General features: G+C 59.4%; 32 protein-coding genes. 9 read left to right on the top strand and 23 right to left on the bottom strand.

From position 1 onward, the window contains the following. Positions 1 to 148: 148 nt before the first annotated feature. The 23 genes from J1C56_RS01960 to J1C56_RS01850 all read right to left on the bottom strand — a co-directional run bounded on the left by J1C56_RS01960 (position 149) and on the right by J1C56_RS01850 (position 11,871). Positions 149 to 481: a hypothetical protein gene (locus tag J1C56_RS01960; protein ID WP_214385488.1), complete on the bottom strand. Its 333-nt coding sequence runs from the start codon at positions 479 to 481 to the stop codon at positions 149 to 151. After that, complete coding sequence (locus J1C56_RS01955; protein ID WP_214385486.1) at positions 478 to 792, bottom strand: hypothetical protein; 315 nt, start codon at positions 790 to 792, stop codon at positions 478 to 480. The genes J1C56_RS01960 and J1C56_RS01955 overlap by 4 nt, the downstream gene beginning before the upstream one ends. Continuing rightward, positions 783 to 1,175, bottom strand: a complete 393-nt coding sequence (locus J1C56_RS01950) for a helix-turn-helix domain-containing protein (protein WP_246591152.1) — start codon at positions 1,173 to 1,175, stop codon at positions 783 to 785. The genes J1C56_RS01955 and J1C56_RS01950 overlap by 10 nt, the downstream gene beginning before the upstream one ends. Positions 1,176 to 1,254: 79 nt before the next feature. Then, on the bottom strand, positions 1,255 to 1,902 hold the full coding sequence (locus tag J1C56_RS01945) for a hypothetical protein (RefSeq protein ID WP_214385483.1): 648 nt from the start codon (positions 1,900 to 1,902) through the stop codon (positions 1,255 to 1,257). Beyond that, on the bottom strand, positions 1,895 to 2,419 hold the full coding sequence (locus J1C56_RS01940; RefSeq protein ID WP_214385481.1) for a hypothetical protein: 525 nt from the start codon (positions 2,417 to 2,419) through the stop codon (positions 1,895 to 1,897). Before J1C56_RS01940 ends, J1C56_RS01945 begins: the two co-directional genes overlap by 8 nt. Further along, positions 2,416 to 2,961 (bottom strand): HNH endonuclease, encoded by a 546-nt coding sequence (locus J1C56_RS01935; protein ID WP_214385479.1) that lies wholly within the window; start codon positions 2,959 to 2,961, stop codon positions 2,416 to 2,418. The genes J1C56_RS01940 and J1C56_RS01935 overlap by 4 nt, the downstream gene beginning before the upstream one ends. Next, on the bottom strand, positions 2,958 to 3,332 hold the full coding sequence (locus J1C56_RS01930) for a DUF1064 domain-containing protein (protein ID WP_246591061.1): 375 nt from the start codon (positions 3,330 to 3,332) through the stop codon (positions 2,958 to 2,960). Before J1C56_RS01930 ends, J1C56_RS01935 begins: the two co-directional genes overlap by 4 nt. Beyond that, positions 3,329 to 3,604, bottom strand: a complete 276-nt coding sequence (locus tag J1C56_RS01925; RefSeq protein WP_214385477.1) for a hypothetical protein — start codon at positions 3,602 to 3,604, stop codon at positions 3,329 to 3,331. The genes J1C56_RS01930 and J1C56_RS01925 overlap by 4 nt, the downstream gene beginning before the upstream one ends. Then, the gene (locus J1C56_RS01920; protein ID WP_214385475.1) at positions 3,601 to 4,953 is read right to left on the bottom strand and encodes a DUF4942 domain-containing protein; all 1,353 of its coding nucleotides are present in this window, start codon (positions 4,951 to 4,953) and stop codon (positions 3,601 to 3,603) included. Before J1C56_RS01920 ends, J1C56_RS01925 begins: the two co-directional genes overlap by 4 nt. Continuing rightward, entirely contained in the window at positions 4,950 to 5,144 is a 195-nt protein-coding gene (locus J1C56_RS01915; protein ID WP_214385473.1) for a hypothetical protein, read from the bottom strand. The genes J1C56_RS01920 and J1C56_RS01915 overlap by 4 nt, the downstream gene beginning before the upstream one ends. Further along, positions 5,141 to 5,473, bottom strand: a complete 333-nt coding sequence (locus J1C56_RS01910; protein ID WP_214385471.1) for a hypothetical protein — start codon at positions 5,471 to 5,473, stop codon at positions 5,141 to 5,143. Before J1C56_RS01910 ends, J1C56_RS01915 begins: the two co-directional genes overlap by 4 nt. A gap of 8 nt (positions 5,474 to 5,481) precedes the next feature. Next, on the bottom strand, positions 5,482 to 6,099 hold the full coding sequence (locus J1C56_RS01905) for a GcrA family cell cycle regulator (protein ID WP_214385469.1): 618 nt from the start codon (positions 6,097 to 6,099) through the stop codon (positions 5,482 to 5,484). Then, positions 6,100 to 6,621, bottom strand: coding sequence for a hypothetical protein (locus tag J1C56_RS01900; protein WP_214385467.1), 522 nt, complete (start codon positions 6,619 to 6,621; stop codon positions 6,100 to 6,102). Further along, positions 6,621 to 6,806 carry a hypothetical protein gene (locus J1C56_RS32730; RefSeq protein WP_246591060.1) on the bottom strand — a complete coding sequence of 62 codons (186 nt, stop codon included), beginning with the start codon at positions 6,804 to 6,806 and terminating at the stop codon, positions 6,621 to 6,623. Before J1C56_RS32730 ends, J1C56_RS01900 begins: the two co-directional genes overlap by 1 nt. Before the next feature lie 189 nt (positions 6,807 to 6,995). Further along, positions 6,996 to 7,598, bottom strand: a complete 603-nt coding sequence (locus tag J1C56_RS01890; RefSeq protein ID WP_214385465.1) for a helix-turn-helix domain-containing protein — start codon at positions 7,596 to 7,598, stop codon at positions 6,996 to 6,998. 139 nt (positions 7,599 to 7,737) lie between these two features. Then, entirely contained in the window at positions 7,738 to 8,049 is a 312-nt protein-coding gene (locus tag J1C56_RS01885; RefSeq protein WP_214386630.1) for a hypothetical protein, read from the bottom strand. Between the two features lie 380 nt (positions 8,050 to 8,429). Continuing rightward, positions 8,430 to 8,654: a hypothetical protein gene (locus J1C56_RS01880; protein WP_214385463.1), complete on the bottom strand. Its 225-nt coding sequence runs from the start codon at positions 8,652 to 8,654 to the stop codon at positions 8,430 to 8,432. Between the two features lie 12 nt (positions 8,655 to 8,666). Beyond that, positions 8,667 to 9,191 (bottom strand): sigma-70 family RNA polymerase sigma factor, encoded by a 525-nt coding sequence (locus tag J1C56_RS01875; RefSeq protein WP_214385461.1) that lies wholly within the window; start codon positions 9,189 to 9,191, stop codon positions 8,667 to 8,669. Between the two features lie 113 nt (positions 9,192 to 9,304). After that, positions 9,305 to 9,709 (bottom strand): hypothetical protein, encoded by a 405-nt coding sequence (locus J1C56_RS01870; RefSeq protein ID WP_214385459.1) that lies wholly within the window; start codon positions 9,707 to 9,709, stop codon positions 9,305 to 9,307. Positions 9,710 to 10,076: 367 nt separating this feature from the next. Continuing rightward, entirely contained in the window at positions 10,077 to 10,238 is a 162-nt protein-coding gene (locus tag J1C56_RS01865; RefSeq protein ID WP_214385457.1) for a hypothetical protein, read from the bottom strand. After that, positions 10,238 to 11,350: a hypothetical protein gene (locus J1C56_RS01860; RefSeq protein WP_214385456.1), complete on the bottom strand. Its 1,113-nt coding sequence runs from the start codon at positions 11,348 to 11,350 to the stop codon at positions 10,238 to 10,240. Before J1C56_RS01860 ends, J1C56_RS01865 begins: the two co-directional genes overlap by 1 nt. Further along, entirely contained in the window at positions 11,351 to 11,653 is a 303-nt protein-coding gene (locus tag J1C56_RS01855; RefSeq protein WP_214385454.1) for a hypothetical protein, read from the bottom strand. Next, positions 11,650 to 11,871 (bottom strand): carph-isopro domain-containing protein, encoded by a 222-nt coding sequence (locus J1C56_RS01850; RefSeq protein WP_214385452.1) that lies wholly within the window; start codon positions 11,869 to 11,871, stop codon positions 11,650 to 11,652. Before J1C56_RS01850 ends, J1C56_RS01855 begins: the two co-directional genes overlap by 4 nt. 87 nt (positions 11,872 to 11,958) lie before the next feature. Between J1C56_RS01850 and J1C56_RS01845 the strand changes: the two genes are divergently transcribed. The 9 genes from J1C56_RS01845 (at position 11,959) to J1C56_RS01805 (ending at position 17,159) form a co-directional block, all read left to right on the top strand. Beyond that, the gene (locus J1C56_RS01845; RefSeq protein ID WP_214385450.1) at positions 11,959 to 12,243 is read left to right on the top strand and encodes a helix-turn-helix domain-containing protein; all 285 of its coding nucleotides are present in this window, start codon (positions 11,959 to 11,961) and stop codon (positions 12,241 to 12,243) included. A gap of 292 nt (positions 12,244 to 12,535) precedes the next feature. Continuing rightward, on the top strand, positions 12,536 to 12,802 hold the full coding sequence (locus J1C56_RS33580; protein WP_214385448.1) for an Arc family DNA-binding protein: 267 nt from the start codon (positions 12,536 to 12,538) through the stop codon (positions 12,800 to 12,802). A 165-nt stretch (positions 12,803 to 12,967) separates the two neighbouring features. Continuing rightward, positions 12,968 to 13,249, top strand: coding sequence for a hypothetical protein (locus tag J1C56_RS01835; RefSeq protein WP_214385446.1), 282 nt, complete (start codon positions 12,968 to 12,970; stop codon positions 13,247 to 13,249). A gap of 96 nt (positions 13,250 to 13,345) precedes the next feature. Next, a complete protein-coding gene (locus J1C56_RS01830; protein WP_214385444.1) occupies positions 13,346 to 13,663 on the top strand; it encodes a hypothetical protein in 318 nt (105 codons plus the stop codon). Beyond that, complete coding sequence (locus J1C56_RS01825; protein WP_214385442.1) at positions 13,663 to 13,878, top strand: hypothetical protein; 216 nt, start codon at positions 13,663 to 13,665, stop codon at positions 13,876 to 13,878. Before J1C56_RS01830 ends, J1C56_RS01825 begins: the two co-directional genes overlap by 1 nt. Continuing rightward, on the top strand, positions 13,878 to 14,270 hold the full coding sequence (locus J1C56_RS01820) for a hypothetical protein (RefSeq protein ID WP_184698621.1): 393 nt from the start codon (positions 13,878 to 13,880) through the stop codon (positions 14,268 to 14,270). Before J1C56_RS01825 ends, J1C56_RS01820 begins: the two co-directional genes overlap by 1 nt. A 94-nt stretch (positions 14,271 to 14,364) precedes the next feature. Beyond that, on the top strand, positions 14,365 to 15,003 hold the full coding sequence (locus J1C56_RS01815; protein WP_214385440.1) for a hypothetical protein: 639 nt from the start codon (positions 14,365 to 14,367) through the stop codon (positions 15,001 to 15,003). Further along, positions 14,993 to 15,976, top strand: a complete 984-nt coding sequence (tas, locus tag J1C56_RS01810) for a TIGR-Tas system RNA-guided endonuclease (protein ID WP_214385438.1) — start codon at positions 14,993 to 14,995, stop codon at positions 15,974 to 15,976. The genes J1C56_RS01815 and tas overlap by 11 nt, the downstream gene beginning before the upstream one ends. A 181-nt stretch (positions 15,977 to 16,157) precedes the next feature. Further along, positions 16,158 to 17,159 (top strand): hypothetical protein, encoded by a 1,002-nt coding sequence (locus J1C56_RS01805; RefSeq protein WP_214385436.1) that lies wholly within the window; start codon positions 16,158 to 16,160, stop codon positions 17,157 to 17,159.

Raw genomic sequence — 17,159 nt, 5'->3', positions numbered from 1 at the left:
AGCTCGCGCGGCGGCGATTCCATGTTGCAGACCCGACAAGGCTCGCCGGCACCGCCACAGCAGCCGTCACCATCACCCCATGAGACATGCGGATGGTTCTCGCAAACCCATCCAGTGCTGTCGCAATTCGAGCATTTGGGCTGGTCGCTCATCGTGGCTGGCCCTCCGCAAAGCGTGGGTCGACATAGGTCACGACAGGGAGAGGCTGCTGACACCACATCTCGACGAGGGCGTTTCCGAGAACGGTTGTCTGATATGGGTTCTTGTCCTCATCATGTGTGGCAATCCGGTCTTCCAAGACGCCAAGTTCCTTCAACCGAGAAATTGTCTCTGGGTAGATCGGTGCGGCACAGCCGCCGAATTCAGCTATGCTGCCGTAATGATGAAGAACGATTTTCATCTCGAACGGGGTCCACTGCCGGGCGGGCTTCTGACACTCGTCATAAGCAAAAAGGAGATTGTAGGCTTGCTTGGGTGTCATTTGGGCACCACCTCCAAAACCATAGTTTCCAAGGCTTCCGGGATGGAAACTGGCGTTTTGAGCACCACCCCAGATCGACCGCGATCAGTCACCACATACCGGGCATCAGACCGCCCGCCAGGCTTCCGCTGAGGCTCGCCAAACAGCAGCGCGCCCTTGGTCATCAGCGCTTCGACCAGTGAATGTGAAACCTCTTGCCCGTTCGGCTCCAGCGTCCACCAGACCGTGCGTTCCCTGTCGAAATGGCACCACAGCGCCAAGCCGCCGATGATCTGCTCGAGCAATTCGGATTGAGCCGTGGTCAGGCGCATTGAGCGGGCTCCTTCGCGGATTCGCCGGCGCGTTGGCCTTCGATCTTGCGAACGGCATGCAGAACCGTCGTATGGTCCCGACCGCCGAAGATCCGCCCGATCTGCGGCAAGCTGAAATCCGGTCGCCGTTTCCGAATCTCGTACATCGCGATCATTCTGGCTTCGGCGATAGGACGACTCCGCGATGCCCCGACGATCTCGGCATATGGGATGCCAGTGGCTCTCGAAACGCGCTCGATGATGCTTCGGGCTGGGAGCCGATCAGTTCCTCCGCTCACATCGATGACGCGGTATTCTTCGACCGCTCGTTCTTCCCTCAGAGCCCGATCAGCCTGTTGCTGCGCCACCCGTCGGGCCTCGCTGGCTGCAGCTTCCTGCGCCATGGCGGCGAGCCGCGCCTGTTCCTGGCGCCGTGCTAAGACCGCGCGAACGAATTGCCGGCTGTACATCGCGTTTTGGTGTTCAGCGTGCATTGCGAGCCTCGCCTTTGCCGATCCTGGTTGTGGTGATCTTGGATTCAAATGAACGCGGCCTTTTCAGCGCATCAAGGCGTGATTGCTTCTCCGCGCTCAGCCCGGTATGCGTCAGCGCGCCCCGCTTCAACCCGCCAGCGGCAGCGCTTTCGGCCAGAGCAGCAACACGATCACGCACGTTCGGGTCGTGCCGCTCCAGTTCGATCAGATGCCGGCGGCGATCATCTTCGGCGCGCTCGACCAACTTCCCGGCCTCGACACGCAGCGCCGAGCGTTCGGCCAGAATGGGCGTCAGAATGTGCCGTGCCCGCCGCGCAAACTCGGCGCATGTCGGCATGAACTGCCCGGTGTGGTTTTCGACGCGGCCGGCGAGGAAATCGTTCGCCGCTTCGGACACCGCCCATTCCGGCAGATCAAAACATGCCGTCCGGTACTCGGCGGCCATGTCGGCATGGTCGACACCAGGCTGATCCCGGAACTGGCGGAACATGCGCACCACGGCCTCGCCGATCTTGGCCGGCTCACATGGTTTCAGGACGGCATCGATGTCACGAACCCGTGCAGCGATCTCTCTGGCACGTTTCCGATATTGCTCGGGAAGGCGATCAAAGGCGTCTTTGGCGATGAGGTCAGTCATTGGCGAATGCTCCCATGATCAAACCCTCGGCAGTCTTTTTTTGCGCGCTTGCGCGCTTGAGAAAATCGCCAGATTTTCCTTCTCTCCCTCTTCCCTCCTCCATCTGCGGAGACTTTTCCCCTTTTTGGGGAAATGGAGTGACTTCAGCCTGTGGCTTTTCCGAAGTCACCTCCGGTAATAGGACGTACGTTCGGATTTCAGGGGTGATGGGATGGATATCATTCGGAGTTTTTGGCCGCTGATACTTCCTGAAATTCCGAATTGCGCCGTACTTACGGCCGTCAACTTCGTAACAGCGGATTGCATCAACAGCCTCCAGTTCGGAGAGCATCGATGCCACGTCGATATTGTCTGCCGGGAAGAGCCGCATCTTGAGCGTGATTGGCTTCCACTCGAATATGCCCTTGTCGTCGGATTCAACACCAAGGCCAAGGAACACGAGCCGCGCCGGGAAACTGGCGGTGACCATCCTCTCATCAGTGAAAAATCCAGGATGGAGGGAACGGATGCGGCTCATTCGCTGCCCCCGTGACCTATAATGCGGCGCCAGCAAACTCCACAGAAATAGCGGAAGGCCGGTGCCTTGCTGTGCATCTTGTTGGTGGCCAATTCCATGGCCTCGATGACGGTGAAATAGTCCAGTCGGTCCAGGAACATGCGGATGCTGGCGAGCCGCGAACGAAGGATGCTGTCGTCGCTGAACCGCTCCATATAGATGTCGGCCACAGCCCATAGTTCGTCCTCTTTACGATCCTTCTTTGCCTGGAGGATTTCGTAGTAGGCGCGGATTTGAGCTTCACGTTCTGCTGTCTCATTCGCCTTATCTGCAAGGGACTGAGGCACCGACGTCAGTAGCTTCGCGCCCTTCCCCCGGTTGCAGTCAAAGCAAGCCGTGACAAGGTTGTCTTGGTCATTCTCACCGCCGGCAACCACCGGGTGGATATGGTCTACTTCAAGCAAGGCATCCGGCGGATGCGCACCGCAGTAGGCGCACGTGAATTCATCGCGCTTGAATATTTCAAAGCGCAGCCGCTTGCTGATTGGCTGTCTGTCGGTCATTTTACAATCCTGATCTCGCGGCCGTACTGCTCCTTGAAGAGCCTGGCCTTGACCTTGAAATCCCGCGTCAACACACCCTTCACATCCTCAGTGATGGGCAGTCCTGAACTCGTATCGAAATAGTCGAAGTCGGCGCGGTACCGGCAGGCTACGGCCCCGTTGGCGGCCTTCAGTTCGTGCCAGACCTGCCGGCGCAGATCGTAGATCACGCCAAGCTTTTCCCACTGCTTCAACGTGCCCCAACGGTTGGCTTCTGCCTTGCTATCGAAGGTGATGCCGTCGAGCACAGTCTTGCGGGCACCGTACTTGTTGCGTTTCGGCTTGGGCTTTTCCGCGCGGAATTCGGCCGCCGTCATCCGTTCCTGTTTCATGCATTGGGATCCTCTCGGAGCAAGCCACCGAGCCGTAAGTCGGTTTCCGTCGGGGTTTCGATGTGATCGATGAAGCAGCGGCCCCACATGCATGATGTATCGAAAACGGCGCGCTGATCATCTGTCCGGCCTTCGAGCAACATCACGCCTGTAAAGCAGTCTTTCGACTCGGACTCGTCTGGCCAAACCTCAATACGCGAGCCGCTGTCCATGACAGCGATCATTCCGACAGGCGGATAGAACAGCGGGCCAGCCCATTGCACTTGCGTCATGCCGGCCTCCGGATTTTCAACAGCCCCGTCGGCACGTTCGTGCCTGCATCGGCGAAGCTGCCAACTGGCAGGTCGCGCCATTCGCCTTTGAGTTCGCCATGGTCGTACCAGGCTGTCGCCGGGAGGATCGAAACGAGGATGCCGCCCGGCTTCAAGAACTGCAGCGCATGGCGAACATGCTTGACGTAGTGCCGGCCATAGAACGGCGGGTTCATCAGCACAAAATCGAACTCCGGCTTAACCGGGCATTCGAGGAAGTTTGCCGTCAGGACATTGTGGCCTTTGGCTCTCGCCTCAGCGGCGCGGCTGGAGTGGTACTCGATGCCGAACGCACGGTGCCCGTGCGACCTGATTGCATCCATGATCCGGCCATCGCCGCCAAGAATGCGCGACGGCTCAGGTGGGTTATTGCGCCATTCACGGAGATTGTAGACGCCCGCAAACTCGAGCGCGCGTTCGACAACATCAGCCGGCGACCAGTAGAATTGCAGGTCTTTGGAGACCGACGTGCCGGCGCGCGGCTTAGCTTCCTCTTCCTCCGCATCAGGCAGAACTTCGCCATAGAACTCGGCGAGTGCTTTGTTAATGTCCGTCAGCGTGTCCGGCGCGAAGAACACATGAGCATTGCCATTGCTGAAGGTTCGAACCGTCATCCCACGGTCGATAGTCTGGGCAGTTGTCACCTTGCCGTAGCGATCGGTCTCTGAAGCTTCCCGGCCGTCAAGGATGCCATCCCCTCCCGCCCGGTGCATCATGGCGATGGCGTTGAACTCTTCCCATTCCATGAGCGGCTGGCCGCGATAGGCAGCAAGCGCGTTCACGATGTCGCGGAACTTGTCCTTGCCGTATGTACCGGAATAGTTGCCCCAACTGCTTATGATGACGCGCTTGGGCAGCCCTTTGACACCGATCCTCACCTTGCTGTGCGACTTGTACGCGGGATCAAGATCCGCGAATGTTTCGGCAAGTCCGCGAAGAATGTGCGAGCGCGGGTTCTCCAGATAAGGCCCGAACGTAGCCTTGGCGTTGTCGAACGTCAGTTCCGGCGGCGCTGCCAGCGTGCGCTCGAAAAGCTTCTTGTCCTTGGCGCTGGCGATCCGGTCGATATTCAGACGGGAATAGATCGCCTTCCAACCCGACGACACAAGGTTCTTGCGCATGTTGTCGGCGTGGACGTAGGCCTTGCCGCGCAATATCGGCTCTACATAAGTGCCCATGATGGTGCCTGCCATTTCGATAGCTGTGCAGGCGTCTTCGTAGGCTTTGATGGCCTGTTCCACACTGGCGGCCTTCGCATCATACTCATCGATGATGTCGGAGACGGTGCTTTGGCGAGCTATGGCGTTCATGCCGCAGCCCCTTTCCGCTCTATCGATCTCCGATAGTCATCAGCGATCTCGTGCAGGGCTTCGACTTGGGCGCGCATCTGCTCGATTTCGTGGTCTGGGCGCTTGCCGCGGCCTTGGCCGTGCTGCTCGAGCCATGTCATCTTGGATTGGATGATGCCGTTGATGCAGTCGAGTTTGTCCTGGAGGGTCATATTGCCCTCGCCGACGACTTCGAATGAGCCTTCCAGCCCGAAAGGATTTTCTTGATCAGCGTCTCAGGCGCACCGGTGACCCGTGAAATCGTGGCCGGTTCGAACTGGCCGGCGAGGCAGAAGACGGCCCGAACGGTTTCATCCAGATCAGGATTGCTTGCCGGGTTCTGCTTTTCCCATCCGACACGTTCCGCAAATGCAGCATCGAACAACAGGCGAGCATAAGCCGATGGGGTGTAGCCCATGAGCTTCGCGCGCGCCGCCAAGGTGTCGTAGACCTTGGGGTTCAACTCGAAATTGATCTGCCTGCGGATCGATGGGGCTGGCATCTGGCCTCCTACCTGCACTGCACGGCGCGAAGGGAGTGGGCCCGGCAATAAGGACGCTCAGGTGCGGAGGGACGTCCGCAGAACAGATGCTCAGCCCCCTTCTCGGCATCGTTCACCGGCCAGCGGCAATCATGGCGCGCAAGCTCAAGCAGCGGGATACCCCGGCTTTCGGCGTCATATGCCTTGGGGTCGCCGAGGTCTTCGGCGCGGGGGCGCGGAACGTTGGTGAGGATGGCGAGGTCGGCGACTTCCATGAATGAGCCCTCGAAATCATTGGACATGGCCACCCGCAGGCGCGCCGGCAGTGCTGTCGGCCCCGTATGCGCCCGCGTGCTGGTGAGCTTCGCGTGGAGCAGAGCATCGGGTGTTTTGGACGGCTTCAGGCGCTCGACCGTCTTGGCCGGCTTTGCGAGCACGCCCTTCTTGCTTGTCGGCGACTTCTTTTCAGCGAACCCGATCGCCTTCAGGATCGGATGCCGATGCACCTTGCCGATGATCGCGTTGCGGGAAATCTTGCTCCCGCGCATGGCGCTCATCTCGGCCGCGATCTGGGAAGCGCTTTTGCGATCCTTAAGCAGTTCGCCGATCTTGACGATTTCGTGTGGTTGATAGGATGGTGCGAGCATCTATGCGGCCTCCTTCATTGGACGCCCGACGAAGCGCGGCCCTTCGTGGTGCTGGGCATGGAACCTATGCCAAGCAACGTTGTCCTTGCCGGTGTGCTTGGTGCCTTCGATCCAGCGCAGTCGACCGACGGAAACGATGTGGCTGCACTGGGCCATGAATGGTGCGGATTGGCCGGTATGAGCCCAGTCCGCATCGAACAGCAGCCACGTCGGCGCCATGCGCTGGAAATGACGGATCATCGGGTGAAGGATTTCGCGGGTCCAAGGCGGGTTCGTTATGATCGCGTCGTAGCCGTCGAAGAACTTGATCTTGAGCGCATCCTGACCAGTCGAGAGATCGCCGGAATAGCCACAGCGAAGGCCGGCACCTTCCAACTGGCGGATCAGATGGCCCTCGCCGGCACAAGGCTCAGCGAACGTCTCGACGCCAGCGAGATATGGCACCAGCGCTGCCACTGCGCGCGGGTCGATGGTCTGGTAGCCGTCCATGGGACGACGGGGGAAATCGCTGCGCTTGCCCATCACTTACCCTCGACCAGCTTTTTGGCCACAGGTGCCTGTTCGTTCTGTTCGAACAGCCGGCAGGACTTGGCGTGATGAGGAATGAGGCGATTGGCCTTGTTTAGGATTGGCCGGGTACAGCGCTGCTTCTTGAGTTCGCCGGGCGCGTCCTTGTGGCGCTTGCCGAAATAGGCGGGCGCCTTCACGAACTCGACGATGCCCCCCCCCCGCCTGACGCTTCTTGCCGATCAGGCGCCACCAGATGCATTCGCGGCATGTCGTGCCTTCGGGACCGGTGCCGGCGATATGGGCCTGGCCGAGGAACGTTTCTCGGATCGGGCTATCGCACTTGGCTTCGGTCAGGTGCTCGCTGAAAAGGAGATGTTCGCCCATGATCAGAAGCCCCTCGGCGATGACACGATATGCGTCCATTTCCGACCGGCCTTGATGCCGCTGATCGTCTGCGGTGAAATGCCGAACTGCGCAGCGAGAACCGAGGTGCGTGCGCCCTCGGCCAATCGACGCTTGATGATGGTGACCTGCTGGTCAGTGAGCTTCGCCCGTGGTGCCTTCTCGCCCTGACGAGCTTCGCTGCGCCGACGACGAAGGGCGTCCCGCTCGAAAACCGACAAGTGGTGTTCGCGACGGTTTACGGCCTGCTCGGCCCAAGTGGCCCAACGGCAGTTGCCTGGATCGTACGGAAGACGGGGATCGTTGCGTTCGAGGGTGAGGCCCGCCGGGCGTTCGCCCATGTCAGCCATGAAGCACTGGAATCCGGTCTGTTCATTCGTGCCTCGCCGCCAGCGGTCGCAGACCGCCACGCCCTTCCCGCCATACCATGCGTAGTTCGGGGCGGTTTCGAGATAGCAGCGGTCGAGCATCTGCCGGTAGACGCGATACTCCGGCTTCTTCGTGTCGCCGGGATAGTGGGCGCTGATAGCCTCGGACCGCTTGCAACCGCAGGACATGTGTTTGCCCTTGGTCAGATTGACCGTCATTGCGACGACAACGACACCGCAACTGCAGCGAAGGGACCAAGCGGGCATCTTGCGTCCGCTCGATAGGGTCTTCATCGTCTTGGAGACGACGGTAAGGTGGCCGATGACAAGGCCAGGGATGATGTCTGATGTGCGCATGTCAGTAGCTCATCGGAGGAGCAAAGAAGCACTGGACCTTGTCTTCGGTCGGCCACAGGCAGATGTGGTAGCTGGTGTCTTCGGAGATGCGGACCTTGTCGGCCGGCACTTCGAACACATGCGGCTTGGTGACTTGGTTGTGGTCGCCGGGCACCAAAGTGATGCGATAGCCGCCTGCAATCGGGGTGACGGTCTTGCTCGATATCGCTTGGCAATCGCCGCCGCTGGCCGTGCCGAAGCAACAGCTAAGCGGGTAATCCCATCCGCTCGCTGCCTCATGGGCATATGCCTTCACCATGCCGACGACACCCATCGCGAACGCAGCGAGAGCGAGTAGCAGGAAGACCCACGCTGCTAGGTTCAGCAGAACAACCATGAGCGGCTTGGCCACTTGTTCGTCGGCATCACACCGATCGATCTGGCACCCGCAGGCAGGCCAGTTCGCGCAGCCCTGGTCCGTCACTGTGTCGGTTAGGTATGGAAAGCCGTTCGATCTCATAATCTGCCGTCCCCTGTTCCGAACTTTCGATGTCTGCTCTGGCCTGTTGATCGACGTCATCTTCGGAGGCGTGACGGATCAGGATTTTGCGGAGTGGTGCCGGCATCAAAGCTGCGAGTTGACGCGCATGGCGCTGTTGATGATCCGCTCGGCGAGAAGCGTGATCCGCTCGGCCCTCTCGCCGACAGCGCCGATCAGCCCGACATGCATAGGCCGTCCTCACGGATGCTGCCCTTGGACTCTCCACCTTGGATCGGGACCGGGACCGTGCCAATGAGCTGTTCGGCAAGTTCGCGAACGACGCTTTCGGCCTTCATCAGAGTATCGACGGCACGATCCAGGCGGCTGAATGCGTTGTCAGGCTGCGGCGTCATGGCGTCATAATCGGATGGGCCATAGGCCTTGGCGGTGTGGTTCATGTTCGTTCCTTTTCAGGGGTGTGGGGTTCGATATGCGGCGAGAAGCCGGCTCGGCTGATGATCGAGCCGCTGTTGAAGTTCTTCGCGACCACGGCAGATGCGGCTTTTGACGGCCTTCATGGTCGATCCATCACGCTCGGCGATCTCGTCGTAGGTGAAGCCAGCCCCGACCATCATCAGGTCGCTGCAATCGCGGGCCGGCAATTCGAAGACGCGCGCCAGAGCATCCTTGGCCTCGAGCGCTGCGGCCTGATCATCGGGTGCCGGCATCATCGCGATGATGGCATCAGGATCATCGAGGGCGGCGACACGCTGCGATTTCCGGGCTTGGGTGAAGAACTCATTCCGTAGAACGGTCGTCATCCAGGCACCGATGTTGGTGTCGGGTGCCAGCCTACCCTCGTAGCGAAGTGCCTTGGCCATGGCCTCCTGAACAAGGTCATTGGCAGTGTCGACGTTGCGCGCGAGCTTCATGGCCGAAGCCTTGAGCCCTGCACGCTGCGCTTCGACTGCCAGACCGAATTCGGAATCGACCATTTGCCCCACGCCCCGCTTTGGAGGTCAGTCTCGAATTGCGACGACAAGAATTGTGATGAGCACAGCCGCCACGCAGATCGCCGCGACGCTGTAGAAACTTGCTTCAGCCCACATCATTTGCTCATGGTCCTTTGGATTTTCGGTCCAGCAACAGCAGCAGCCAGGCCAGCCATTTTCGAATTGCGCGCATCGGCCAGTGCCTTTTCTTTTTCGTAAGCAGCCTCACCAGACGCGGCGACGATGCCGTACAACTGGCGGGCCAACATCAGCGCGCGGTAGACGGAACCACGCACATCCGTCATTTCCTGTTTCTTGTACTGGAGCCGATAGAGGTAGCTTTCACGAACGCCGATGTTCTTGGCGAGGCGATAACGAACAAGGTTTTCCTTGTCCCCACGGCCCTGCCATTCGGCGTCCATAAGTTCCTTTGTCCACTTCGTGGCTTCAGATAGCGCTGCACTACTCATGTCGTCCTCGGAAACTCTTTTTCCGTTTTCGGAAACTCTTTTGCCGGACATCTCACCGATCCTTCGTTACGGTCCTTGCTATGAACAAGGGCGAGCAACGAAAGGAACTGGACTGCGGCCCCGAACGGTGGACCGAACAGGATGCTAAGGACGCCGCTCGATTGCTTGCGAGGCTGGAACGGCGTGGCAATGGGTCTTCGGGGCCCCCAAAAAGTCCCGACAGAATTCAAGGCGAGCCGAGCAGGCGCGAAACCGCAGCCGCTCAAGGCACCCAGTACAAAATGGAGTTCAGCCGAGTGTCGTCCCCACCACCGGCCGAAACCCGTGGGGAGGCAAGCGCCAAGCGCTCCAGCCTCCCCACGGAAACCTGCTGCCAGGCGGGGGGCGTTGAACGGCAGCAGGATCGGTGAGGCGCGCATCATTTGCCGAGCGCCTTGAGAATGGCAGCAGTGGCAAAGGCTACCGCTGCAATGACCAAGAGGGCAGCGAGGTTCTCCACTGGAGCCCCATCGGGTGCCATGAACGCCCAGACCAAGAAGGCGAGGCAGCCGGCAGTTCTCCACTTGAGATGATCGGCCATTATGCTGCCCTCGCCCGAACACGTTCGGCAGCGCAGCGCGCGCAGAGAATGGAATAGGTCTTCACCTTGCAGCCGGCTTGATCGAGGCAGCCGTCTTTGCGTTTCAGGAAGTCGGGAACGTCGGCTTCGGAAATGGTGGCGGACGCCCCGCTCACGGATACCGGCTCATTCCGGTCCTGCGCTGCGCTGGCGGTCTGTTGTCCCGATTGGCCGCTATACAGCCTTGGCTTGTCGCCACCCTGCCCGCTCGGCACTTCATCGGAACTTTGGTCAGGTCGCCCGTCGTCAACCCGTGGAGAAACAGCGGCAGGGGAAGAAAAGACGGCTGGCGAGGTGGGTGTGCTTAGCTCGCCAGCCGATGCGGCAACCTGGGAGGATGGCGCCGAATGCTCAATTTCAGAATTGTCGCCCGAGGCGCTCAGGCCATCCTCGGGCTGTTCCGTGCGTTCATCCCCGACATGCACGGGAACATCGTGATTGAATGCCGCGACTTCTTCATCCTCACGCGCGGCCAGCGAGGCATTCCCGTCTATGATTTCAGCATCTACCTGGGTTTCTACCTGCCCAGTCAGCGCAATATCTTCCTCACCTGCCGGTGTGCGCGCGGTTGCGCTGCGATCTACATGGCCCTCTCCCGCATTGGTGACGATCTCATCGCCACTGTGGTCATCCGAGCCGGTCGCAATGCCGCTCGGCGATTCCGTTGCCGTTTCCGGCTCATCTTCGAAAATGACGCCGTCTTCGTCATGCGGCGGCAGGTCCGTCGCAATTCCGCTATGGCGCATGTTGATGTTGGCGCCGCCGTCGGAACGGTCGGCTGTCGTTTCGGCAAAATAAATTTTCTCGTTCATATTCGCCAAGCCGAGCATGTCGGCGTAGGCGGAAGCGAACTCGGCCTTCTCGACGATGCGCTTGACGCGCTTGCCTTTGCCGTCGTCGTCGCGCTCATCCTGGATTTGCGCCTTGAGCAGTGCTTTGACCTGCGACCAGTCGAGGCCCTTCATGGTCGCGACGTCGCGAAGCGCAGCGATCTGCTCGCCAACCTCAAGCCACGTTTCGACCAGAGGACGGCCTGCCGTGAAGATTTCGCGGAGCGCGGCGGAGGTCGACATCTATCGCTTCTCCGAGCCACGTTTCGGAACGACGATGTCCAGATAGGACTTGACGGTCTCACTGAGGCCGAAAAGGTTTTCGGCTCCGCTTTGCGGCATGTAGCGAATTGTGCGGATCGTCGCCTTCAACGCGCCGATATCGACGTTGTTGACCTTGGCTTCCGCGAAGATCAGCGCCTTGAGCTTGTTCTCATGGTCAATGCGATCCTCGACCGCCAGCAACCGATGGACCAAGCTTTTGATGTCTCCATCATAGTTCGAACCCATGACGTGGTCGGTGATAGGTGTGATGTTCGATTTCATGCCGCGGCCCCTTGGTCAGGGCTTGGGCCGAAAATGTCAGGGCGGAGATCGTGGCAGGAAACGCCGGTCAGGCTCTCGACCTTGCGTGCCCAGTTGCCGGGGATTTGGCCCCTCGCCCGCCAATTCATGACGACACTGGGGTTCTTTATTCCGAGCGCTGCGGCCGCCTTGGACGGGCCTCCAAGCTCATCAATCAGTTTGCCAACATCAGGTGCCATATGACTTCAATATCACGTAGCGTGATGATAAATCAAGCCGGCACGTGTTATTATTTTTTCGCTGCGTGATATGCGATACGTCGCGACATGTCAGATGGCGGAAAATCGAACAAAGACATAGCGAAGCGCCTCGTCGCACTGAGGGAGGCGCTCGGGAAGAACCAGACGGCATTCGCCGCACTGATCGAGGTTTCGCAGCCCGCTATGAATAACTACGAAAGGGGTATTCGTCGCCCCGACCTCGATGTCGCCTTCCGGATCCAGCTAAGAACCGGTGTCACTCTGGACTGGATATATCTCGGTAAGCGCGACGGGCTACCAGGGCAATTACTGGAGCTGCTACCTGATCTTTCGGAACGGATGGTTGGCTAGCGCCCCACCCACCACCTAAATTGACCAGAATATCATTGACATAACTCAACACCTTGAGCGCATCATCAACGTTTTCGGGCAGTTGAGCCGCAATTTGACACGCGCTGCGCTTTAAGAACTCTTCATGCACGTCACTAAGCCCTCCGCTTACCAATCGCCATTCGATAGGAACATATTCCTTATCCGTAAGTCAACCTCGTCTGTTGACCTGCGCCGATCGTGGCACATCAGAGGCACATTTCCACCCATCTTGCACCATTCCGGACGCCTGACCTTTAGGCCATAAGATGTCATGCCGCAGCGTGATGATCCCCGCCACAATCTCCGATTGCCTCCGTTACTGAAGGCTAAATTAGCTCACTCGGCTATAGATAGCGGGCGGAGCATGAATGCGGAGATTCTGGCCCGCTTAGAGGCTTCATTCACCCCGGAACCCACTCAGTTAATCAGTGAACTGCTGCAACCTATGGCGTCACTTAGCGAACCGGATAAAGTGAAACTTGGTGAACTACTCGTGAACGTTGGCGCCATACTGGCAAAGCCAACCACAACGAAGTAGCCAGGCGCCCTCGCCAGTCATCCCGGCCTATCAACCCGCTTCGGCGGGTTTTTTGTTGCGCTCATCAGGAAAATTCACACAGCGTGATTATTTTGCTTGCGTACATCACGCCATGTGATAATGTCTCTCCATAGACGCAGAGAACTAACGGGGGGGGCAACTGACATGACCGCAATCGCCGAATTCACCAACGCAAATATCTGGACCGAGTGGTTCCCTGAAAGCGAACTGCACGCCGTTCTGGCTGGCGAAGTTGTCATTCCCAACATTGGCCAAGTGAAGGGCGTCTGGAAGAAGGCGCTTCAACGCGAGGTGAAGGCGGGACGCCTTGTCACGTGGAAGGGCTACTGGTTCCCAGTTGCTGGCGCACAGCATGGCATCGGCCCGCTCAAGACTTGCTACGGCACTGCTGAAGCTCGCGCAGTCTTCGTCCCGGCTGGTGCCTGACATGACCGCAATCGCCATCCTGATCACCTTCGGCCTGCTGTCATACGCGCTTCTTGTTCAAGTCTGCCGCAACACGTTTTGACCGGAGCAACGCAGATGAGCCTCTATGATTTCTGCACCCACATTGCCGATCCCGACACAGGCGCGATCATCATCGACGACTACGAATGCCAGCTTTCGGCATCGGTCGAGATCAGGAACGGACTGCCGGAATACCACTTCGACGAAGTGATCAAGGATGGCGTCGATCTGCTCAAGAGCAAGTCGACCATGACCAAGATGCTGGCGTTCACGATTATCGAACAGGCCGAAACGGCATCATGGCTTCACGACAAGATCAACGAGCGCGAAGGCATCGTGTGTCGTGGGCTTGGCTACAATGATCCTGCCTCGCGTTTCGTGAGGGCAAGCTAATGCGTGTCGTCGTCTCCTATCGCGACTTCGAAATTCGCCCGTCGCTGGTCAGCTACATGGCTGCTTCGGACTGGACCTACGCCCACAAGGATTACGACCCGACGCCAGTCTATGCCGATGACGGTCCGAGCGACAGCCGCTGCGGCTTCGCCGGTTCGATCGACGAAGCCATGGCCGAAATCGACGAGTTCTATTCCGAGCAGGAGGCCGCGTGATGGACACCAATGTCATTCAGAAGCGCTTGAATGCTCTCGCCAAGGCGATGATGGCCAAGGGGCTGCGCAATCCAGATGCCAAATTCAACCTGCGCGCCAACGTTGAACCTCAGGTCTACCTGACTTGGGACAACATCAAGGTAAAATACAACAACCACTACGAGTTTTTCAACGACGCCGACATCACGGCAATGTTGGCAAAGGCTGACGCGTTCGTAGCCTCCCTGCCGAGCCCCGATGAAGCCCGCATGAATGAATTCATGACCGCGCTTGGCTCGGTCATCGATCTTGGCCGCGAAAACAACATCGAGGTCGAATTCGTCAATCCGCTGATCGCGACGATGAAGCGGCTGTCGGAGAACGTGCTCACTGACCAGCGGGTGGCGTCATGATCGCCCGTATCATCAACAACCTTGAACCATTCGAGTTCGTCGGCCTCGCCATCATGTTTGCGCTTGTCGTCGATGCTGTGGAGGGTTGGTTGCCATGAACGGCCCGAACGCAACCGCAATAAGTGCGGCTTTCGAGCGCCACGGGATCGTGGGGCGAGACGTCAGGCTCCAGCTTGCGTTCGCTGAATTTCAGAACAATGGCGGCGAATACGGTGTGGCTCTGGCCATGTTGAACGCCGCATTCGGAAAGGGAAGCGGTGGCCAAAATTCGATTGCCGACGACGGCCTAGCGGGATACGCCGCCGCTTCCCGCTTAGATGATGGTGAGGATGGCCTTCCTTGCAGTGCCGATGAGGCCACTCTGCCACTTCCATCCTCACCATCGCCAAAACGACACGGGGCAGGCCATTCTTTTCGTGCCAACAAGGCCATACTACCTGCGCCTCGCCCCGTGTCGGCCTCTTACCTCAAGGCGGCAAAATCCGGTGCCAAGCAGATCGCATTGACCGTTCTCGACTCCTTCAGGGTCCGTGACGGTCGCGCCATTGGCGATGTGCCGTGGTCGTCACTTGATCGCCTGATCTCCGAAGGTGGCCGCGAAATCGCGGTCTTGAAGATGATCCGCAACAAGGGCGTCCCGCCGGATCACAACTCTCCGATACGCCTCTATGTCGGCGTGCAGGAACTGGAACGCATCATCCAAAAAGCAGCGGAGTTGACCGATGCAGCCTGACATCCAGGATATCTGTGCTCAGATACGCTACCAGCACCGCCAGCGCGTCTATGCGATGGATCAACGGAAGCGTGCGGACCTCGCACTCGGATCATTCCTCCGCATGGTGCTCGGCTGGCGTCTCGACCTGCCGAAGGCCGAAGCGGACGCCATCAAAGCCAAGGCTGCATTCTTGGTAGACATCGGCGCGGATCTCGCCAAGCAGAGCGCGAAGCCAGTCGAAAAGCAAAAGGTAGTCATCGGCCTCGACGACCACGATTTCATCGAATGGCAGAACCTCATCATGGCGAGCATCAAGGCTCGTTCGCCATTCGATAATATCGAAGCGGCCACCACGAAGGAAATGGAACGCCTCGCCGTTCAACTGCCGGCATGGTCGGACTTCGGCCAGCACGTTCGCGGCTTCGGTGCCCGCTCGCTCGCCGTGATCGTAGCCGAGGCTGGCGATCTGTCCGCCTATCCGAAGAAGGGCCACCTCTGGAAGCGCATGGGCCTCGCCGTCATGGATGGTGTGCGACAGGGTGGCCTGTCCAAGTCGGCATCCAAGCAGGACTGGATTGAACACGGGTACAACGGCGAGCGTCGGTCCCGCATGTTCGTCATCGGCGATACGATGATCAAGTCTGGCGACACCTATCGAGCCGTCTATCTGGCGCGGAAGGATTACGAGCGCCAGCGGGCTGAGGCTAGCGGTCTGATTGTCGCCCCGTCGGCGAAGATACCGGCAAAGCGCAAAGACGAATTCGTCAGCGATGGCCATATCCATCGTCGCGCTCAGAGATACATGGAAAAACGCCTGCTGCGCGATCTGTGGCAGGCATGGCGGTGGGCCCAAGCCGGGGTGCCTGACAGGGCCAAGGTGCTATTGCCCGCCGCCGAAACCAATCACCGAGAGGCCAACCTGGGGATGCCAGAAATGGCCGTCGGTCAGCTGCCAATCGGTGACCCTAATGAAATGGCGGCGCTCCCATGAACGCCCCTTTCGTCCGAGGCGCTTCGCTGCAGGCTGAGACGCCAAGCCGCGAACTCTGGCGGCCGAGCAAACACGACCAGCTTCAAGCCCTCGAAACCCTATTCGCATCCGACATTTCGCAAGAACTCCGCCGCGTCCTTCGGGATCGCGAGCGTGAACTTGTCACACGGGAGGACTGAATATGAACGCGCATTTCCCGCCTCAGTACGCATGGTACTTCAAGGCGCTCGCCATGGCTGGCGATTGCGGCGAGTTGACCCGCAGCCAGCTTTCGACCCTCGGCATTTCCGAAGGCGATCCGCAGCCAGGGTTCTACCGCAAGCGCACCCACGAGGACGGCCCGTTCGTTCCGGTCGCGATCTGGAACACCGAGGGCGGCATGGTTGCCCTTGTCGGTGGTGCCGCAGCCGATCCGTCCAATGTCTGGTCGTTTTGTGCCCGCCATCCGGTTTCCGAGGCGACCTATAACGCGGTCGATGCCGGCGCGAACTGGCCGGATGCTGATCCTGTCGTTGCAGAACAGATCGCCGGCACCGGCCACAACAGCGCCACCGTCGACGAAGCCGAGGCGCTGCGCGACCAGATCGACGCCGCCCGCAAGGGCAACACCTACAAGGTCATCAACGACGACGAGACGTTGGCCAAGGCGCAGGGACTGCGGTCCCGTCTGCTCGAATTGAAGGGCGAAGCCGAGAAGAAGCACAAGAAGGAGAAGGAGCCTCATCTTGAAGCCGGTCGCGTCGTTGACCGCAAATGGCTCCCGTTGGCGAAAGACGCCGAGGCCGAGGCCAAATCAATTCGCGGCGCCATGGATGGTTGGGAAACCAAGAAGCTCCATTTGCGGCGCGAAGCTGATCGTCAGGCCGAGACCGCGCGGCTTGCAGCAGAGCAGGCCCGCATTGCGGCAGAACGGGCCGACGAAACCTTCGACCCCGTTGATGAGCCCGTCACGCAGCCTGTAGCAGCTTCGGCCCCGACGCCGATCAAGGGCAGCTATGGCCGTGCCGCATCGGTCAGCGTCGTCAACGTCGTGACAGCGATCACTGATCAGAAGGCGCTCTATGAGTTCCTGAAAGACCATCCCGACCTCAAGGACTGCATGTTCGATCTCGCCAAGCGGGCTGTGGCCAAGGGCCATACCGTCCCCGGCGTTTCGGTCGAAGAACAGGCAAAGGTGGCTTGA

It is taken from the genome of Aminobacter anthyllidis (assembly GCF_018555685.1).
In the GTDB taxonomy this organism is placed as follows: domain Bacteria; phylum Pseudomonadota; class Alphaproteobacteria; order Rhizobiales; family Rhizobiaceae; genus Aminobacter; species Aminobacter anthyllidis.
The sequence above is the reverse complement of the archived record's forward strand: the minus strand, read 5'-3'. Positions and strand labels throughout refer to the sequence as shown.

Bases quoted from the DNA above. Each gene is read 5' to 3' on its own strand.
- J1C56_RS01805 (WP_214385436.1), top strand. From the start codon at position 16,158: ATGAACGCGCATTTCCCGCCTCAGTACGCATGGTACTTCAAGGCGCTC.
- J1C56_RS01890 (WP_214385465.1), bottom strand. From the start codon at position 7,598: ATGACGGTCAATCTGACCAAGGGCAAACACATGTCCTGCGGTTGCAAG.
- J1C56_RS01875 (WP_214385461.1), bottom strand. From the start codon at position 9,191: ATGGTCGATTCCGAATTCGGTCTGGCAGTCGAAGCGCAGCGTGCAGGG.
- J1C56_RS01925 (WP_214385477.1), bottom strand. From the start codon at position 3,604: ATGACGCAAGTGCAATGGGCTGGCCCGCTGTTCTATCCGCCTGTCGGA.
- J1C56_RS01885 (WP_214386630.1), bottom strand. From the start codon at position 8,049: ATGGGTGTCGTCGGCATGGTGAAGGCATATGCCCATGAGGCAGCGAGC.
- J1C56_RS01905 (WP_214385469.1), bottom strand. From the start codon at position 6,099: ATGCTCGCACCATCCTATCAACCACACGAAATCGTCAAGATCGGCGAA.
- J1C56_RS01845 (WP_214385450.1), top strand. From the start codon at position 11,959: ATGTCAGATGGCGGAAAATCGAACAAAGACATAGCGAAGCGCCTCGTC.
- J1C56_RS33580 (WP_214385448.1), top strand. From the start codon at position 12,536: ATGCCGCAGCGTGATGATCCCCGCCACAATCTCCGATTGCCTCCGTTA.
- J1C56_RS01920 (WP_214385475.1), bottom strand. From the start codon at position 4,953: ATGAACGCCATAGCTCGCCAAAGCACCGTCTCCGACATCATCGATGAG.
- J1C56_RS01910 (WP_214385471.1), bottom strand. From the start codon at position 5,473: ATGCCAGCCCCATCGATCCGCAGGCAGATCAATTTCGAGTTGAACCCC.
- J1C56_RS01950 (WP_246591152.1), bottom strand. From the start codon at position 1,175: ATGGCGCAGGAAGCTGCAGCCAGCGAGGCCCGACGGGTGGCGCAGCAA.
- J1C56_RS01930 (WP_246591061.1), bottom strand. From the start codon at position 3,332: ATGAAACAGGAACGGATGACGGCGGCCGAATTCCGCGCGGAAAAGCCC.
- J1C56_RS01945 (WP_214385483.1), bottom strand. From the start codon at position 1,902: ATGACTGACCTCATCGCCAAAGACGCCTTTGATCGCCTTCCCGAGCAA.
- J1C56_RS01915 (WP_214385473.1), bottom strand. From the start codon at position 5,144: ATGACCCTCCAGGACAAACTCGACTGCATCAACGGCATCATCCAATCC.
- J1C56_RS01850 (WP_214385452.1), bottom strand. From the start codon at position 11,871: ATGGCACCTGATGTTGGCAAACTGATTGATGAGCTTGGAGGCCCGTCC.
- J1C56_RS01870 (WP_214385459.1), bottom strand. From the start codon at position 9,709: ATGTCCGGCAAAAGAGTTTCCGAAAACGGAAAAAGAGTTTCCGAGGAC.
- J1C56_RS01855 (WP_214385454.1), bottom strand. From the start codon at position 11,653: ATGAAATCGAACATCACACCTATCACCGACCACGTCATGGGTTCGAAC.
- J1C56_RS01825 (WP_214385442.1), top strand. From the start codon at position 13,663: ATGCGTGTCGTCGTCTCCTATCGCGACTTCGAAATTCGCCCGTCGCTG.
- J1C56_RS01955 (WP_214385486.1), bottom strand. From the start codon at position 792: ATGCGCCTGACCACGGCTCAATCCGAATTGCTCGAGCAGATCATCGGC.
- J1C56_RS01935 (WP_214385479.1), bottom strand. From the start codon at position 2,961: ATGACCGACAGACAGCCAATCAGCAAGCGGCTGCGCTTTGAAATATTC.
- J1C56_RS01900 (WP_214385467.1), bottom strand. From the start codon at position 6,621: ATGGGCAAGCGCAGCGATTTCCCCCGTCGTCCCATGGACGGCTACCAG.
- J1C56_RS01830 (WP_214385444.1), top strand. From the start codon at position 13,346: ATGAGCCTCTATGATTTCTGCACCCACATTGCCGATCCCGACACAGGC.
- J1C56_RS01880 (WP_214385463.1), bottom strand. From the start codon at position 8,654: ATGAACCACACCGCCAAGGCCTATGGCCCATCCGATTATGACGCCATG.
- tas (WP_214385438.1), top strand. From the start codon at position 14,993: ATGCAGCCTGACATCCAGGATATCTGTGCTCAGATACGCTACCAGCAC.
- J1C56_RS01940 (WP_214385481.1), bottom strand. From the start codon at position 2,419: ATGAGCCGCATCCGTTCCCTCCATCCTGGATTTTTCACTGATGAGAGG.
- J1C56_RS01865 (WP_214385457.1), bottom strand. From the start codon at position 10,238: ATGGCCGATCATCTCAAGTGGAGAACTGCCGGCTGCCTCGCCTTCTTG.
- J1C56_RS01835 (WP_214385446.1), top strand. From the start codon at position 12,968: ATGACCGCAATCGCCGAATTCACCAACGCAAATATCTGGACCGAGTGG.
- J1C56_RS01860 (WP_214385456.1), bottom strand. From the start codon at position 11,350: ATGTCGACCTCCGCCGCGCTCCGCGAAATCTTCACGGCAGGCCGTCCT.
- J1C56_RS01815 (WP_214385440.1), top strand. From the start codon at position 14,365: ATGAACGGCCCGAACGCAACCGCAATAAGTGCGGCTTTCGAGCGCCAC.
- J1C56_RS01960 (WP_214385488.1), bottom strand. From the start codon at position 481: ATGACACCCAAGCAAGCCTACAATCTCCTTTTTGCTTATGACGAGTGT.
- J1C56_RS01820 (WP_184698621.1), top strand. From the start codon at position 13,878: ATGGACACCAATGTCATTCAGAAGCGCTTGAATGCTCTCGCCAAGGCG.